At 75.1% G+C, this 15,932-nt stretch carries 12 protein-coding genes and 1 pseudogene; 9 read left to right on the top strand and 4 right to left on the bottom strand.

Features of this window, described 5'->3' with window-relative positions; translation table 11 throughout:
* Positions 1 to 104 precede the first annotated feature (104 nt).
* The 7 genes and pseudogenes from pelF (at position 105) to ABZ885_RS00320 (ending at position 7,827) form a co-directional block, all read left to right on the top strand.
* Entirely contained in the window at positions 105 to 1,610 is a 1,506-nt protein-coding gene (gene pelF / locus ABZ885_RS00350) for a GT4 family glycosyltransferase PelF (protein ID WP_360181273.1), read from the top strand.
* The gene (locus ABZ885_RS00345; RefSeq protein ID WP_360181270.1) at positions 1,607 to 3,136 is read left to right on the top strand and encodes a hypothetical protein; all 1,530 of its coding nucleotides are present in this window, start codon (positions 1,607 to 1,609) and stop codon (positions 3,134 to 3,136) included. The genes pelF and ABZ885_RS00345 overlap by 4 nt, the downstream gene beginning before the upstream one ends.
* 88 nt (positions 3,137 to 3,224) lie before the next feature.
* Positions 3,225 to 4,217: an SDR family NAD(P)-dependent oxidoreductase gene (locus tag ABZ885_RS00340; protein WP_360181267.1), complete on the top strand. Its 993-nt coding sequence runs from the start codon at positions 3,225 to 3,227 to the stop codon at positions 4,215 to 4,217.
* Positions 4,218 to 4,297: 80 nt separating this feature from the next.
* Positions 4,298 to 4,975 (top strand): annotated as a pseudogene (locus ABZ885_RS00335) (sugar phosphate nucleotidyltransferase); the annotation flags it as partial.
* A gap of 173 nt (positions 4,976 to 5,148) precedes the next feature.
* Positions 5,149 to 6,054 (top strand): NAD(P)-dependent oxidoreductase, encoded by a 906-nt coding sequence (locus ABZ885_RS00330; protein ID WP_360181264.1) that lies wholly within the window; start codon positions 5,149 to 5,151, stop codon positions 6,052 to 6,054.
* The gene (locus tag ABZ885_RS00325) at positions 6,051 to 6,746 is read left to right on the top strand and encodes a spherulation-specific family 4 protein (protein WP_360181261.1); all 696 of its coding nucleotides are present in this window, start codon (positions 6,051 to 6,053) and stop codon (positions 6,744 to 6,746) included. The genes ABZ885_RS00330 and ABZ885_RS00325 overlap by 4 nt, the downstream gene beginning before the upstream one ends.
* A 199-nt stretch (positions 6,747 to 6,945) precedes the next feature.
* The gene (locus tag ABZ885_RS00320) at positions 6,946 to 7,827 is read left to right on the top strand and encodes an endo alpha-1,4 polygalactosaminidase (protein ID WP_360181426.1); all 882 of its coding nucleotides are present in this window, start codon (positions 6,946 to 6,948) and stop codon (positions 7,825 to 7,827) included.
* A gap of 121 nt (positions 7,828 to 7,948) precedes the next feature.
* On the opposite strand, the gene ABZ885_RS00315 is transcribed toward ABZ885_RS00320, so the two are convergent.
* The 4 genes from ABZ885_RS00315 to ABZ885_RS00300 form a co-directional block, all read right to left on the bottom strand.
* Complete coding sequence (locus tag ABZ885_RS00315) at positions 7,949 to 8,149, bottom strand: hypothetical protein (protein ID WP_360181258.1); 201 nt, start codon at positions 8,147 to 8,149, stop codon at positions 7,949 to 7,951.
* Positions 8,150 to 8,350: 201 nt separating this feature from the next.
* Positions 8,351 to 9,385 carry a C40 family peptidase gene (locus ABZ885_RS00310; protein WP_360181255.1) on the bottom strand — a complete coding sequence of 345 codons (1,035 nt, stop codon included), beginning with the start codon at positions 9,383 to 9,385 and terminating at the stop codon, positions 8,351 to 8,353.
* Positions 9,382 to 10,659, bottom strand: coding sequence for an SPFH domain-containing protein (locus ABZ885_RS00305; RefSeq protein ID WP_360181252.1), 1,278 nt, complete (start codon positions 10,657 to 10,659; stop codon positions 9,382 to 9,384). The genes ABZ885_RS00310 and ABZ885_RS00305 overlap by 4 nt, the downstream gene beginning before the upstream one ends.
* 186 nt (positions 10,660 to 10,845) lie before the next feature.
* Positions 10,846 to 13,878, bottom strand: coding sequence for an Ig-like domain-containing protein (locus ABZ885_RS00300; RefSeq protein ID WP_360181249.1), 3,033 nt, complete (start codon positions 13,876 to 13,878; stop codon positions 10,846 to 10,848).
* A gap of 329 nt (positions 13,879 to 14,207) precedes the next feature.
* Between ABZ885_RS00300 and ABZ885_RS00295 the strand changes: the two genes are divergently transcribed.
* Together ABZ885_RS00295 and ABZ885_RS00290 are read left to right on the top strand one after the other, a co-directional pair.
* A complete protein-coding gene (locus tag ABZ885_RS00295) occupies positions 14,208 to 14,624 on the top strand; it encodes a globin domain-containing protein (protein WP_360181246.1) in 417 nt (138 codons plus the stop codon).
* Between the two features lie 9 nt (positions 14,625 to 14,633).
* Positions 14,634 to 15,836, top strand: coding sequence for a globin domain-containing protein (locus tag ABZ885_RS00290; RefSeq protein WP_360181243.1), 1,203 nt, complete (start codon positions 14,634 to 14,636; stop codon positions 15,834 to 15,836).
* Positions 15,837 to 15,932 lie beyond the last annotated feature (96 nt).

Below are 15,932 nucleotides of genomic sequence, written 5' to 3'. Positions count from 1 at the left end.
TGACCCCGGTGGCGGGGACGGGCCGTCCCCCGGCCCCGCCACCGGGCACCCGGCCCGGCCATCCAGGCCGGGACGCTTGACGCAAGGACAGGAGGGGGGAAGCGATGCGCGTCACCCTGCTCACCGAGGGGACGTACCCGCACCAGCACGGCGGTGTGAGCGTCTGGTGCGACCAGCTCGTCCAGGGCATGCCCGACGTCGACTTCGACATCATCGCCGTCACCGGTACGGGCCACGAACCGCTGGCCTGGGAGCTGCCCGCCAACGTGCGCTCGGTCACCACCGCGCCGCTCTGGGGGCCGGCCACCGAGGGCAGAGCCCCGCGCGGCAAGGAGATGCGCCGGTTCCTCAACGCGTACGAGCGCTTCCTGCACTCCATCCTGGACCCGGTCTACACCACCCACTTCGGCACCGAGCTGTACGGCTTCGCCGACCTCGCCCGGCGCGGGCTGCTCAGCCCGGCGCTGCGCAGTGAACGCGCCCTGCGCACCCTCCAGCACGTCTGGACCCGCGACTACCTCTCCACCGCCGCCTCCCGGCCCACCCTGCACGACGCGCTCAACGCCACCGACCTGCTGGAGCACGCGCTGCGCCCGCTGGCGGCCGAGCCGCCCAAGGACGGGGTCGCGCACGCCGCGAGCGGCGGCCTGGCCACCCTCCCCGGGCTGATCGCCTCGCAGCAGTACGGCGTGCCGTTCCTGCTCACCGAGCACGGCATCTACCTGCGCGAGCGCTACCTCGGCTACCGCACCGGCCCGTACCGCTGGCCGGTCAAGGCGCTGCTGCTGGGCTTCTACCGGATGCTCGCCGAGGAGAGCTACCGGCGGGCCGCCCTCGTCACCCCCGGCAACCGGTACAACCGGCGCTGGGAGGAGCGCGGCGGCACCCCGTCCGCACACATCCGGACCGTCTACAACGGCGTGGACCCGGCGGCCTTCCCGCCCGCCGGGCCGGAGCCGGAGACCCCGACGCTCAGCTGGGCCGGCCGGGTCGACCCGATCAAGGACCTGGAGACGCTGATCCGCGCCTTCGCGATCGTGCAGCGCGAGATACCCGAGGCCAGGCTGCGGCTGTTCGGCGGCACGCCCAAGGGCGGCGAGGCCTACCGGGACGGCTGCATAGCCCTGGCCGCCGAGCTCGGCGTCGCCGACTCGGTGGCCTTCGAGGGCCGCGTCGCCGACATCACCGACGCGTACGCGGCCGGGAACGTGGTCATGCTCTCCAGCATCAGCGAGGGCTTCCCGTTCACCCTGATCGAGGCGATGTCCTGCGGCCGCTCCACCGTCTCGACCGACGTGGGCGGCGTGCGCGAGGCCGTCGGTGACACCGGCCTGGTCGTCCCGCCCCGCGAACCCGAACCGATGGCCGCCGCCGCCATCGAGCTGCTGCGCGACCCGGAGCGCCGCGCCCGGCTGGGCGAGCAGGCCCGGCTGCGGGTGATCGAGCAGTTCACGCTCCGCCAGAACATCGACGGCTTCCGCGGCATCTACACCGAGCTGCTGGGCACCTCCCGCTGGCTGCCGAACGGCGTGGTCGCCGTCCAGGGCGGCGCCCCGACCGGCTGGGACGAACCGCTGGCCGTGGGCGAGCGTGACGAGGTGACGGCGTGAGCGGGCCTCTGCGTCTCGTCCCGGACGAGGCCGGCCCCGAGTGGGCCGACCAGACCGTGCAGCTCCGCACCCTCCCGCGCAAGCGGCGCCGGCCGGTGCTGCCCACGCAGGCGCCGGTGCCCGCGGAGGAGCAGCTCGACCTCTCCCCCGACCCGCTGGACGAGCTCGCCGAGCGGCTCGCCGACGTCTGCGCCGACGCGGTCCACCCGTACGAGATCGCGGCCTTCCTGGAATCCGACGGCCTCTCCGACGAGCAGGCCGCACTGCTGTACGGCCGCCCCGACGCGTTCACCGTCGCCGAGGAGCTGTTCGAGAAGGTCGACCGCCGCTACCCCGGCCCGAGTGCCGAGTTCGCCAACCCCTGGCGGGCCGACCCCTGGCGCTGCGTGGTGCGCGGCCTGGTCTTCGCCCTGCCCGGCCTCGGCTACCTGCTGGGCGCCAACCTGTTCGCGGCCACGCGGATGCGCTTCGGCCTCCCTTCGGGGATGCTCGCGCTCTCCGTGGCCACGCTGGTCAGCTGGTCGTGGAACCAGGCGCTGGCGCACCGCTCGTACGCCTGGCTGGGCCGCGGCCGGCGCCGCGCGGCCGGGCGCTGCCTGGCCGTCGGCGCACCCGTCGGGGCGCTGGTCGCGGCCACCGCCGGGTACGTGATCGGCGGCCCGCTCGGCGCGCTCTGCTTCGCCGCCGGGCAGTCCGGCTACCTGGGGGCGGCCACCGTGCTGCTGGTGCTCGGCCGGGAGAAGTTCCTGCTGCTCGCGCTGGCGCCGTCCGCGGTCGGTGCGGGCGTGGTGCTCGCCGTGGACGTGCCGCAAGCGGTCCGGACCATCGTCCTGCTGGCCTCGCTCGGGCTGGCGGTGGGGCTGGCCGTCCGGGAGATCGTCCGCTGCCTGCGCAGCGAACAGGACTCCACCGTGCTGAAGCTGCCGCTCGGGCACGAGCTGCCGCACCTGCTGTTCGGACTGGCGGTCGGCACCCTCACCCTGATCGCCGGCCTCGGCACCACCGTCCACCAGGCGGTCCGCACCGGGGCCGCGGAAGGCGTGTCCGCCAGCCCGACGGGGCCGGCCATGATCGCGCTGACGCTCAGTCTCGGCCTCGCCGAGTGGCTGCTCTTCCGCTACCGGGCGATGGCCGTGGCCGGGCTGCGGACCAGCCACACCCCGGGCGCGTTCGCCCGCCGCACCGGCGGCGTGCTGCTCGGCTGCCTGTTCATCTACCTCACCACCGTGGCCGCGCTGGACGCCGCCGCCACCGTGCTCTGGCCCGGCGCCCCGGCGCTCGGCGTCCCCGAGCTCGGTGCGCTGCTGCTGCTGGGCGGCTCGCTCTGGCTGGCGCTGCTGCTGAACGCCTTCGGGCTCAGCTGGAGCACCGCCCTCATCTGTCTGGCAGCCGCGGGCGCCGAGTGCGCCGGGCTGCTGGCCGGTGCGGACCCGACCGTCCTGCAGCTGATCGGCTGCGGGGCCGCGGCCGCCGTCCTCACCGCCGTGGCCGGGCCCGTGCTCGGCCGCACCACCAAGCACCGCTGAGCCGCTCGGCGCTGTCGCACCACCCGTACCGGGCCGGGCCACCACTCACCGTCCACACCCGGCCGTCCCCTACAGAAAGCGAGTCACCATGAGCAGCGTCGCCGTCACCGGAGCCGAGGGCTTCATCGGCTCCCACCTCGTCGAGACCCTGGTCGCCGACGGCCACCAGGTCCGCGCCATGGTCCAGTACAACTCCTTCTCGTCCTTCGGCTGGCTGGAGACCCTCCCCAAGGAGGTGCTGGACTCGGTCGAGATCGTCCTCGGCGACGTCCGGGACCCGGGCTCGGTCAACGGCCTGGTCAAGGGCACCGAGGCGGTCTACCACCTGGCCGCCCTGATCGCGATCCCGTACTCCTACCGGGCCCCGCACTCGTACGTCGACACCAACGTCACCGGCACCCTCAACGTGCTGGAGGCCGTGCGCCACCTGGAGATCCCCCGCCTGGTGCACACCTCCACCAGCGAGACCTACGGCACCGCGCAGACCGTGCCGATCACCGAGGACCACCCGATCAACACCCAGTCCCCCTACGCGGCCTCCAAGGCCGGCGGGGACCGGCTGGCCGACAGCTACCACGCCAGCTTCGAGACCCCGGTCGTCACGCTGCGCCCGTTCAACACCTTCGGCCCGCGCCAGTCGATGCGCGCCGTCATCCCGACCGTGATCGCCCAGCTGGCGGCCGGCGAGACCGAGATCACCCTCGGCGACCTGCGCCCCACCCGCGACTTCACCTTCGTCAAGGACACCGCCAACGCCTTCCGCACGGTCGGCACCGCCCCGGCCGAGACCGTGGTCGGCAAGACCTTCAACGCCGGCACCGGCGGCGAGATCTCGGTCGGCGACCTGGTCACCCTGGTCGGCAAGCTGATGGGCGTGGACGTCGTGGTGAAGGAGGACGAGCAGCGCATCCGTCCCACCAACTCCGAGGTCATGCGCCTGGTCGCCGACGCGACCCGGCTGCGCACCGCCACCGGCTGGGCCCCGCAGTTCTCCCTGGAGGAGGGCCTGGAGCAGACCATCGAGTTCTTCCGCGACCCGGCCAACCTGGCGCGCTACAAGACGGACATCTACAACGTCTGATCCCGCCGTGCCTTCCGGGCACCACTGCTCCACCGAGTACCAAAGGCTCCTGTAGCACCATCTTCCGTGGGGGAAACACCATGCACGCAGTGATCCTGGCCGGTGGTAAGGGCGTACGCCTTCGTCCCTACACCACCGCGCTCCCCAAGCCGCTCGTCCCGATCGGCGACCAGCACGCGATCCTGGAGATCGTGATGCGCCAGCTCGCCGCCGCGGGCTTCAAGACCGTCACCCTCGCCATCGGCCACCTCGGCCACATCATCCGCGCCTACGTCGGCAACGGCTCCCAGTGGGGGCTGCGCGTCGGCTACGCCGTCGAGGACACCCCGCTCGGCACCATGGGCCCGCTGCTCACCATGCAGGACCGCCTGCCCGAGCACTTCCTGGTGATGAACGGCGACATCCTCACCGACCTGGACTTCGCCGGGGTGCTCAAGCACCACGAGGCCTCCGGGGCGCCGCTCACCATCGCGACCTACGCCCGCCAGGTGAAGATCGACTTCGGTGTGCTGACCACCGAGTCCGGCTCCATCACCGGCTTCCAGGAGAAGCCGAGCATCGACTACCGGGTCTCGATGGGCGTCTACGGCGTCTCGCGCTCGGCGCTCGCCACGTACACCCCCGGCCTGCCGCTCGGCTTCGACGAGCTGGTGCTGGACCTGCTGGCCGCCCGGACCCCGCCGTCCGCCTACGAGTTCGGCGGCTACTGGCTGGACATCGGCCGCCCGGACGACTACGACCGGGCCAACGCCGAGTTCGCGCTGATCCGCTCGCAGCTGATGCCCGGCGGGTCCGAGGGCGGCCTGTACGCCGTCCCGGACGGGCAGGACCTGCCGATCCCGGCCGCCCGCACCGAGGCCGACGCGGAGGGGCAGCACGCCCCGGCCGCCGTGGCCGCGGCCGGCGGCCCCGACAACGACGGACGGGCCGCGTGAGGATCCTGCTGCTCGGCGCGGACGGCTTCCTCGGCCGCCACGCCGCCACCGTCCTGCGGGACCTGCCCGGCGCGACCGTGCTGACCGCCGGACGCCGGCCCGACCACGACCTTGCGCTGGACCTGGCCACCGCCCAGGCCGGCCCGCTCGGCGAGGAGCTCGCGGCGCTCGCGCCCGACGCGGTGGTCAACTTCGCCGGCGCGGTCTCCGGCAGCGCGGTCAAGCTCGCCGAGGTCAACGCCCGCGGCCCGGCCGTGCTCTGCGAGGCGCTCGGCCAGGGCACCCCGAAGGCCCGGCTGGTGCACATCGGCTCGGCCGGCGAGTACGGCGTCTGCGAGGCGGGCTCCTCGCTCGCCGAGGACGCCGACGCCCGCCCGGTCGGCGTCTACGGCGCCACCAAGCTGGCCGGCTCCCTCGCGGTGGCCGGCTCGCCGCTGGACGCCGTGGTGCTGCGGGTGTTCAACCCGGTCGGCCCGGGCGCGCCGGCCGGCTCGCTGCCCGGCCGGCTCGCCGCCGAGCTGCGCCGGGCCCTGCCGGAGGGCGCCGACGGCGTGGTGGAGGTCGGGGACCTCTCGGCCCACCGCGACTTCGTGGACGCCCGCGACATCGCCCGCGCGGTCGGCCTGGCCGTCGCCGCCGAGCGCCCGCTGCCGCGGGTGCTCAACCTCGCCTCCGGACGGGCCCGGCCCGTCCGGGCGATCGCCGACGGCCTGGTCGCGGCGGCCGGCTTCACCGGCCGGATCGACGAGAGCGGGGCCGGCTCCGAGCGCTCGGCCGCCGTCTCCTGGCAGCAGGCCGACGTCTCGGCCGCGGCCCGGGAGCTCGGCTGGCACCCGGAGACCGGTCTCGCCGACACCCTGCGCGACCTCTGGCTCAGCACCGAACCGCTGGTCACCGGATGACCGGCGCGAGCCACCCCGACGGCCGCCTGCTGGTGCCGCTGTACGTCCACCCCGCGGTGGACCCGGCGGCCTGGCGGGCGGTCGCCGCCGCCGACCCGGACCGGATCGCCGCCGTCGTGCTCAACCTGGCCGACGGCCCCGGCGACACCCCCGACCACGTCTTCGCCGATGCCGCCGAAGAACTGCGCAAGGCCGGCCTCCCGCTGCTCGGCTACGCCGACACCGCGTACGGCCGGCGGCCGCACGCCGCCGTGGTCAACGACATCCTGACCTACCGTCAGCGCCACGGCATCACCGGCGTCTACCTCGACCAGGTCGCCACCCAGCCGGGCGCCCTGGCGCACTACCGGCGGCTCGCCACCGCGGCCCGCGCCGCCGGCTGCACCACCGTGGTGTTCGGCCACGGCGACCACCCCGACCCGGGGTACGCCGAGGTCGGCCTGGCCGACCTGCTGGTCACCTTCGAGGGCGACTGGACGGCCTACCGCGGGATGACCCTGCCCCTCTGGACCGGCCGGCACGCCGCCGCCCGGTTCTGCCACCTGGTGTACGACGTGCCCGCCGACGAGGCCCGGGACGCCGCCGCCCTGATCACCGCCCGCCGCGCCGGGGTCGGCTGCGCCGTCCCGGGTGCCGGGGAGAACCCCTGGACCACCCTTCCGTACGACCTGGCCGTCGCCGAACCGACCTGACCCGACCCGGAGTTCGAGTACCGTGACCCGCCGTACCGTGACCCGCCGCACCCGGCCGCTGCCGGCCGCTCTCGCCCTGGGCCTCGCCCTGTCCACCGCCCTGCTGGCGACCTCGTGCAGCAGCTCGGGCGCGGACGACGAGGACGACCCCTCGGCCGACGCCACCGGCGCGCAGCCGCCCGCGGCCACCGCCGCCCCCGTGCCGGGCACCCCGTCCGCGCCCACGACGTCCGACCCGGGCACCCCCGGTACGCCGACCGATCCCGGCACCACGCCCGCGGCTCCGGGCACGCCCGTCACCCCGGGCACCCCCGGCACTCCGGGTACTCCGGGTACTCCGGGTACTCCCGGCACCCCGGGCGCGCCGAAGCAGCCGTCCGGCACCCGCTGGCAGCCCACCCCCGGCCTCGCCTGGCAGTGGCAACTCGGCGGCGGGGTGGACCAGTCGGTGGACGTCCCGGTCTACGACGTCGACGGCTTCGAGACCGACGCCGCGACCGTCGCCGCGCTGCACGCCAAGGGCCGCAAGGTGATCTGCTACATCAACGCCGGTTCCTGGGAGGACTTCCGCCCCGACTCCGCCGCCTTCGCCCAGGCCCTCCAGGGCTCCGGCAACGGCTGGAAGGGCGAGAAGTGGTTCGACATCCGCAAGCTCGACCAGCTCAAGCCGCTGATGGCCGCCCGCTTCGACATGTGCCGGCAGAAGGGCTTCGACGCGGTCGAGCCCGACACCATCGAGGCCTACAACCAGAACAGCGGGTTCCCGCTGACCGCCGACGACCAGCTCCGCTACAACCGCATGCTGGCCTCGCTCGCGCACGAGCGCGGCATGGCGATCGGCCTGAAGAACGACCTGGACCAGATCCCCGCCCTGCTGCCCGACTTCGACTTCGCCGTGAACGAGGAGTGCGCGCAGTTCAACGAGTGCGCCCGGCTCTCGCCGTTCATCCAGGCGGGCAAGGCGGTCTTCCACGTCGAGTACAAACTCGGCACGGAGAAGTTCTGCGACAAGACCAAGCCGCTCGGCTTCAGCTCGATGCAGAAGAAGCTCGAACTGGACGCCTGGCGGAAGCCCTGCTGAACCGGCGGTCAGCGGGGTGGTCGGTCCGCCAGGCACTCCGTCGAGCGGGTTGCTTGGCCCGGGAGGTCACCTGCCCCCGGGAGGATCGTGCGCCCGGGGACGGTTTCCGGTCCGGGGAGGGTTACTTGACCGCCAGCCAGATGACGGCGCCCAGCACGGCCAGCGCGACCACGGCGATCACCGCGATCATGCCGGTCCGGTTGCCGCTGCTGCTGCTGCCGTAGGTGGAGACGGAGCCCGGTGCCTGAGGTGCCGGGCTCTCGTCGACGAACGCCCGGAACATCTGGGTGCTGCCGGCGGTGTCGTAGTCGTTGTCAGCCATGGCAGGGACTCTAACGAATCCGTGGCCTCGGCCGACACCCCGGACCCTCCCCCACCACGCTCTCCCCACCCCCGGACGGCGAAATCCTTACGCCGGCGGCTCCCCCGCCGCCGCCGTCCGGGCGCCGTCCGGCGCCGTCCGGTCCGGGAAGCCGCGGGCCCCCGGTGGGATCGCTCCCGCCGGGGGCCCGCGCAGGCTCCGCTACGGACGGCCGAAGTGGGTCGGGCGGAAGCCGCTGCTGACGGCCGAGACCCGCACCGTCTTCCCCGGCCGGGGCGCCTCGACGAACGTGCCGTCACCCAGGTAGATCCCCACGTGGTGGATGCCGGAGGCGCGGCCGTTGTCCGACCAGAACAGCAGGTCACCGCGGCGCAGCTGCCCCGCGCCGATCGGTGTGGTGGCCGCGTACTGGTCGTCGGCCACCCGCGGCAGGTCGATCCCGGCGCGCCGGTACGCCTGTTGGACCAGCCCCGAGCAGTCGTAGCCGGACGGGCCGTTGCCGCCCCAGACGTAGGGCTTGCCGAGCTGGGCGAGTGCGTAGTCGACCGCCGCCTCGACGCTGCCGGAGTCCGGCGCGCTCGCCTGGACGGGACGGCTCGCGGCGGCCTGGCCACCGCCGGTGCGGGCGAGGTAGACGTCGTAGTGGCCGGTGTACCGCCACTCGCCCTTCGCGTTCTGGAACCAGTACTTGGAGCCGTCCCAGCCCTGCCGCATCCCGGCGGACGCGGCCGGGCCGTTGGACGCGGTCTGCCCGGCACCGGCGGACCCGCCGGAACCACCGGCCTGGCCGGACTTGCCCGGCTGCGCGGACTGGCCGGTGCGGGCGAGGTAGACGTCGTAGTGGCCGGTGTACCGCCACTCGCCCTTCGCGTTCTGGAACCAGTACTTGGAACCGTCCCAGCCCTGCCGGCCGGCCGCGGCGTGCGCCGGTCCGGCCCCGGCCGTCAGGCCGACCACGCCGGCTCCGGCCAGCACAGTGGTCGCCAGGCAGGTGTTCCGCACGGCGCGGTGTATTCGGCCGCCACCGGACGCCGCGGCGGGGCGGGCGGTCCGCGGCCGGGCCGCGCAGTGCGGGCAGCGGCAGCCCGCGACCGCGGGAATGCTGCCGAGGCTCTCCTCGAAGCCGATCAGCGCGGCGCCGGCATCGAAGCCGTCGAGCTCGGCCTCGATGTCGGGGTCAAGGCCGGGATCGAGGCCGGGATCGAGGCCGGCTTCCGTGCCGGTGGCTATCTTCATACCGGTCGTCCTTCCTTCCGCCCGGCCCGGGCGGCCGGGGGCGGTACCGAGGCGGCCACTCCGGCCGGGGCGACGAAGGCGACCAGCAACTGCTCCATCAGCGCGCTGCGCGCCGCCTCGTCCAGTTCGTGCGCGGTGGCGCGCTCCAGCCGGCGGACGGCCAGCGCCGCCGCCTCCACCGCGTCGTCCACCAGCACCGTGCGCAGGCCCGCGTCCAGCTCGGCCAGCCGGCGGCGGCGCATCGACTCGGCGACCTCGGGCGCGTAGTCCAGCGCCAGCGGCTGCACCGAGTACACCTCCAGGCCGGCCGGGGCGACCTCGGCCGCCAGCGACCGGGTCAGCTCGTCGGCGAACCACTCGCCGTCGCGCAGCGCCGGACCGGGCGCCGCGTTGCTGTCGCACGGCAGCGTGGACGCGGTGCGGGTCAGCACCGCCTGCACCTGCTCGCGCAGGTAGCTCTCGTGGTCCTCGATCGCCAGCAGCGCCCGGGCGGAGTCCTTGACCCGCCAGACGATCAGCAGCCGCACGACGATGGGCGTGCCCGTCCGGTCGACCACCTTGACCGGTTCGCTGCGCCAGTGCCGCAGCCGGACGTCCACCCGGCGGCGGCGCAGCAGCGGGTTGACCCAGACCAGGCCGGTGCGCCGGACGGTGCCGCGGTAGCGGCCCCAGCGGGTGAGCACCCGGGTCTCGCCGCCCGCGTTGGCCAGCAGCCCGGCCAGCGAGACGACGGCCAACAGGCCGGCGGCGGCGACCGCGGCGATCGACCGGGCGTCCGCCTCGGCCACGCCGCTCGCCCGCGCGGCGGGTCCGCGCAGGTCCGGCAACCCCTCCCAGGACGGGACGACACCGGCGTGCAGCAGCACCAGCAGCAAGCCCGCCAGGCCGGTCAGCAGCGCCAGCAGGGCGATCCAGCCGGGCAGCACGGCGGCGGCGTGCTCGCGCACCGCCTGGTCGGCGCGCGGGGGGCGGCGGGCGGTGGAGGCGGCGACCGCGCCGGCCGGGGTGACCTCCGGGAGCTCGACGGTCTCCGGCCCGGCCGTCTCCAACGGGTCGCGCAGGTCGACGGGTGCGGCCGCCGGGCCCGGGAGCACCGCCGACGGGGTGATGGCCGGGCCGCCGTCGGCCGGTTTGGCGGCCCTGGGTGGGGCCGCGGCCGGCCGGGACTTCCGGACCAGCGGGCTGGAGCCGGAGGGGGAGCGTTCCGGCAGGGCCGGAGGCGCCGCCTCGGGCAGGTTGTCGGGTCGCTGCGACGAATCGCGGGTGACGTCCATGCACGGATCCTCGGGTTCGGTGTGTCGCGCAACGGGCGGCCCGGATCTGACGGGCAGTGCCAGAGCCAGGCTAAGTTCATACGTCATCAAATGCGACATTTGCGATAGAGCGTATCGACATTTCCTGACGAATCATCCGAAGCCCGAACCTGATGCGCAGGCACATGAGCGGATGGTCGGGTTGGTTCAGCGCCGCCTTGCCCCGGGGCCCCGGGCGAAGACCCGGCGGGTGATCAGCCCGGCCCCGGTGATCAGCAGCAGGACACCGGCGAGGCCGCCGCGCCAGCCCTCGGACCGCGACCGGTCGGCCGCCGCCTGCGAGGCCTCCGCCCCGGCGGTCGCCCCGGCGGCCGGATCGGCCGGCGGCGCGGCCAGCGCCCGGGCGGCCTCGCCGGACGGCCGTCCCGCGGACGCGGGCGGGGACGGGGACGGCCGGGGGGTGAGCGAGGTCCGGGACGACGGCGCGGCGGCCGCGGAGGCGGAGACGGACCGGGACGGGGACGGCGACGAGGACGGGGTGACGGTCACGCCCGGGCTCGTCCTGGCCCGGCCCGGGGATGCGGCCGGGGCCGATGGTGCCGACGACGGGTGGACGGCAGGCTCGGCAGGATCGGCAGCCACCGGGACGGTGATCGGGAAGAGGCCCGGCCGGACGGGTTCCAGCACGGGTTCGGGGGCGGGGACGGAAGCGGACGACCCTGACGGGGCCGGCGAAGGCACGTCCGGCGCCGGCGAGGGGGACGTCGCGGCCGGTGTCGGAGCGGCCGGGGAGGACGAGGCCGGTGTCGGCGCGGCAGGTGACGACGAAGCAGCTCCCGTGGGCGATGCCACCGCCGAGGCCGGAGCAGCCGGAGCCGCCGGCGTTGCCGGTTCCGTGGAAGCCGTGGGCGACACCGAGGCCGACGCCGTCGGAGCCACGGGCGACGCCGGCACCGCCGGGCTCGCCGCCGGAGTCGTGGGCGCCGCCGGGCTCGGCGCCACGGCTGCCGCGACCCGGACGGCGACCGCGTCCGCCGACGTCCCGTTGCCCGCCTGGTCGGTCGCCGTGACGACCAGCCACTGCTCGCCGTCCACGAGGTCCCGGTTGGCCGTGCAGGTCCAGCTGCCGTCGAAGGCCGCGGTGGCCCCGCAGGCGATGATCCGCTCGGCGGAGGCCGCGCTGCCCGACCGGGCGGTGACGATCACCCTGGCCCCCGGCTCCGCCCGTCCGGCCAGCTTCGGGCGGGCCACCCGGACGGTCTCCCCGGCGGCCGGCACGGTCAGCACCGGCCGGTCCGGCGCGACGGTGTCGACGACCAGCGCGACGGCCTGCCCCGGCGTCCGGTTCCCCGCCGCGTCGACCGCCGTCGGGGTCAGCTGGTGCCGCCCGTCCGGCAGGTTCTCCACCGGCAGGCAGGACCAGCCGCCGTCGGGCCGCACCGCGGTGCTGCACAGCTCCGCCGCGGCGCCGCCGCGGGGCCCGGCGAACCGGTCGTCGACCGAGACGGTGCTGCCCGGTTCGCCGGTGCCGGTCAGCTGGAGGCCCGGGTCGTTGGTGTACTCGGGGAGGGTGAGCACGGGGGCGGCGGGGGGCGTGCTCTTCACGGTGATCCGGACCGGCTCGCCGCGCAGCACCATGCCGCCGGGCGTCGTCTCGACCGGGGTGAGGCTGTGCGCGCCGGCGCCGAGCGCGCTGTTCGGCCGGCAGGACCAGTCGCCGTTCTGCTCGGCCCGGGCCCTGCAGAGCGTCGTGTCCCCCTCGCGGACCTCGACCGTCGCATCGGCCAGCGCCCCCTCGCCCCGCACCTGCGGGCGGGCGTCGGAAAGCACGGTGCCGTCGACCGGGGCCACGATCTCGGGCCGGGCGGCGCCGACGGTCAGCCGGATCCGCTGGTCGGAGACCTGGCCGGAGTCGGCGAAGCCGCCGGGCGGCACCAGCTGGGCCGGGTCCCGGCCGATCCGCAGCCGGGCCCAGGTCTCCCCGGAGGCGGCGCTTCCGGGGACGGTCCACTCCAGGGTGGCGGTGTCGGAGCCGGCCCGGACCTCGCTCTGCACCCGCTCGGTGGGGTCGAAGCGCCCGTTGCGGTCGAAGTCGATCCAGCCGGCCAGGGTGGCCGGCGCCCCGCCCACCGCGACCGGGACGGTGAGCCGGTAGTCGCGGCCGATCGCGGCCTCCGCCGGGTAGCTGACGGACGGGTCGGCCCCGAGGTACTCGCCGCGCCCGGGCTGGAGCTGCGGCGGCGCGGGGTTGGCCCGGACGCCGGGCCACGCGGCGCCGCGGTCGAGCCGGACCGGCGGCCCGGCGGCCGCGGCCGCGCTCCGGCCGGCCGGGCCGGCGCCGGACGCCCGCCCGGGGCGGCGGGCCTGATTACCGGCGTCGGCGCCGAGGAAGAGGTCGGAGACCAGGTGGGAGGCGTTGCCGTAGTTCTGCGGGGCGGTGCCGACGCCCTCGTCCAGGGTGACGGTGTAGGCCTGGGTGAGCGGTTCCGGCGGGGTGGTGGAGCCGGCCCGGGCGGTGGAGCGCTGCTCCACCCGGAAGACGGCGGTGCGGAAGGTACCGGCCAGCTCCAGGGTGCCCTCGGCGGCGGACCCGGCCACGGGATCGGCGCCGCCGTCCGCCGCGGCGGGGGCGAGGGTGTTGTCGTCGACCGTCCAGCCGGGCCAGTCGGTGCGGTTGACCAGGGTGGGAGCGCTCGGCGAACCGCCGGTCAGGGTCAGCCGGGTTTCGGTGGCGGTGCTGCCGGTTTTCGCGGTGGCCGTTCCGGCGAGCCCGCCGAGATGCAGCCGGGGATTCCGGACCGGACGGGAAAAGTCGGCCTGGAGAGTTCCGACGGTCCGCCAGGAACCGTCCGTCTGCGGACGTTCCGCGGAGACCAGGAAGGTCTGGGCGGAATCCCCGGGCTGTACCCCGTCGGTATAGAGGGCGGCCGCCCGCCCCCCTCCGGCCCGGTCCGGCAATTCGCCCGGTGCGGCCACGACGGCGAAACCCGGGGCGGCGGAGAAATCGAGCCGGACGGTGAGACCGGAGGGCAGCACCGCGCGGTGGTCGCCCGACCAGGTGTCGGGGGACTGCTGGGCGAGGGAGAGCGGCGGGTTCCAGCCGATCAGCAGTCCCGCCGCCAGGGCCGCCGATGCGCCGGCGGCCGCCGCGCGCAGGCGGCGCACCCCGGTGTCCCGGGCGCTGCGCCGGTGCCGGGCCGGAGCGGACAGGGCGGCATCGCGGAACATCTGTCGGCTCATCCGGCTCTCCTTCGGTGTCGGCTGCCCGGGTGGCCCGTGGGCGGAGCCGCAGACCGACGGCCGGGCAATCTGGGCACAAGATCCGACAAAACGGAATCACGATCCTGGGCCGGTCATACTGCGACACCTGCACGCACGGCCGCGTCCCACCCGATCGGCGGTCATCCGGCCGGCAGGCCCGGAAGTACCCGATAGGGCTTCATTTCCTCCATCAGGCCGCATGTCATGGTGAATGCCGATGAATCCGGACGGGACCCACTGTCCGGTACCTGACCATTCATCGGGCCGCCCTGTTCGAATTCGCCGGCCGCTCAGTAGAGTCGGGGCCCGTGACTATTGACCCCGTACTCGTCAAGAGCAGTTTCGCGGTCGTCGAACCTCACGGCCCCGCCGTCGCCGGATACTTCTACCGGCACCTGTTCGAGCACAATCCCGAGGTCCGCGGCCTCTTCGCCGAACACCTGGACGAACAGCAGGACCGGCTCTGGGCCGCCCTCGGCGCGCTGGTCACCCACCTGGAGGACAGCGGGACGCTGGCCGGCATCCTGACCGGCCTCGGCGAACGGCACGCCGGCTACGGCGCGCTCACCGACCACTTCCCCGCCGTCGGCGCGAGCCTGCTGGCCACCCTGGCCCACTTCGCGGGCGACGCGTGGACCCCGGAGACCGAGGCCTCCTGGACCGCCGTCTACGGCGTGGTCGCCGACACCATGGGCCGGTCGCTCACCGCCGCGCAGTCCGCCTAGCGAGTCGCGGTGGCCTTCGACCCCGCGGTGCTCCGCGACAGCTTCGCCGTCGTCGAACGCCGCGCCGACCACCTCGCCACGTACTTCTACGCCCACCTGTTCGCCCACAACCCCGGGCTGCGGGCGCTCTTCCCCGACGAGATGGCCGAGCAGCGGGACCGGCTCTTCGCCGCGCTCACCCGGATCGTGCTGCGGCTGGACGACCCCGCGCAGCTCACCGGGTACCTCCGGGCGCTCGGGCGCGACCACCGCAAGTTCCGGGCCGCGCCCGAGCACTACCCCGCCGTCGGAGCGAGCCTGATCGCCGCCCTGCGGCACTTCTCCGGCCACTCCTGGACGCCCGAGATCGAGAAGACCTGGACCGAGGCCTACACCGTGATCGCGCAGGTGATGACCGAGGCCGCCGACGCCGTGCCGGACGGCACCCCCGCCTGGTGGGAGGCCGAGGTGGCCGGCCGGCGCCGCGCCGCCGCCGACATCACCGTGCTCACCCTCGCGCCGGCGCACCCGTACCCGTTCGTCCCCGGCCAGTACCTCACGCTCAGCAGCCCCCGGCTGCCGCAGGTGTGGCGCCCGTACTCGATCGCCAACGCCCCGCGGCCGGACCGGACCCTGGACGTGCACGTCCGCCGGGTGCCCGGCGGGCTGCTCAGCACCGCCCTGGTCGACGACGTCGCGCCCGGCGAATCGCTGCGGCTCGGCCCCGCGCTCGGCGACGCCGTCCTCGACCCCGGCTCTCACCGGCCGCTGCTCGCGGTGGCCGGCGGCACCGGATGGGGCCAGACCAAGGCCCTGCTGGAGCAGCTCGCCGCCGAACTCGCCACCCGCGAGGTGACCCTGCTGCTGGCCGCCCGCTCGGACGCCGAGCAGTACGACCTGGCCGCCGTCGAACGGCTGCTCGCCCACTGCGGCCGGCTCCGGGTGCTCCTGGCCGCCCCCCGGCCGGGCGGCGGCCGGGACGCCGCCGTCGGGCTCGTCCGGGACGCACTGCTCCGGCACGGCGACTGGTCCGGCTGGGACGTCCACCTCAGCGGGCCGCCCGGCCTCGCCCCGGCGCTGGCCGGGCTGCTGGCCGGTCTGGGCGCCGACCCCGCCCGGATCCGGCACGACCCGGTGCCCGCGACCTTCAACCGGACCAGGCCGCTGACCTCCTCCGACTGGTTCCTCGACCAGCGGGACGTCCCCTGGATCAACCGCACCGAACTGGGGTGAGCCGAGGGCACCCCGGAAGACGGAGAAGCCCCCGGCCACTGGCCGGGGGCTTCTCGCTGGTGCGCTCAGCAGGATTCGAACCTGCAACCTCTTGAT

Source organism: Kitasatospora sp. NPDC047058 (assembly GCF_040643935.1).
Classification (GTDB): domain Bacteria; phylum Actinomycetota; class Actinomycetes; order Streptomycetales; family Streptomycetaceae; genus Kitasatospora.
The sequence above is the reverse complement of the archived record's forward strand: the minus strand, read 5'-3'. Positions and strand labels throughout refer to the sequence as shown.

What these genes read in the sequence shown, in the direction of transcription:
- ABZ885_RS00305 (WP_360181252.1), bottom strand. Translation starts at nt 10,659, where the DNA reads ATGGACGTCACCCGCGATTCGTCGCAGCGACCCGACAACCTGCCCGAG.
- ABZ885_RS00325 (WP_360181261.1), top strand. Translation starts at nt 6,051, where the DNA reads ATGACCGGCGCGAGCCACCCCGACGGCCGCCTGCTGGTGCCGCTGTAC.
- pelF (WP_360181273.1), top strand. Translation starts at nt 105, where the DNA reads ATGCGCGTCACCCTGCTCACCGAGGGGACGTACCCGCACCAGCACGGC.
- ABZ885_RS00340 (WP_360181267.1), top strand. Translation starts at nt 3,225, where the DNA reads ATGAGCAGCGTCGCCGTCACCGGAGCCGAGGGCTTCATCGGCTCCCAC.
- ABZ885_RS00300 (WP_360181249.1), bottom strand. Translation starts at nt 13,878, where the DNA reads ATGAGCCGACAGATGTTCCGCGATGCCGCCCTGTCCGCTCCGGCCCGG.
- ABZ885_RS00310 (WP_360181255.1), bottom strand. Translation starts at nt 9,385, where the DNA reads ATGAAGATAGCCACCGGCACGGAAGCCGGCCTCGATCCCGGCCTCGAT.
- ABZ885_RS00315 (WP_360181258.1), bottom strand. Translation starts at nt 8,149, where the DNA reads ATGGCTGACAACGACTACGACACCGCCGGCAGCACCCAGATGTTCCGG.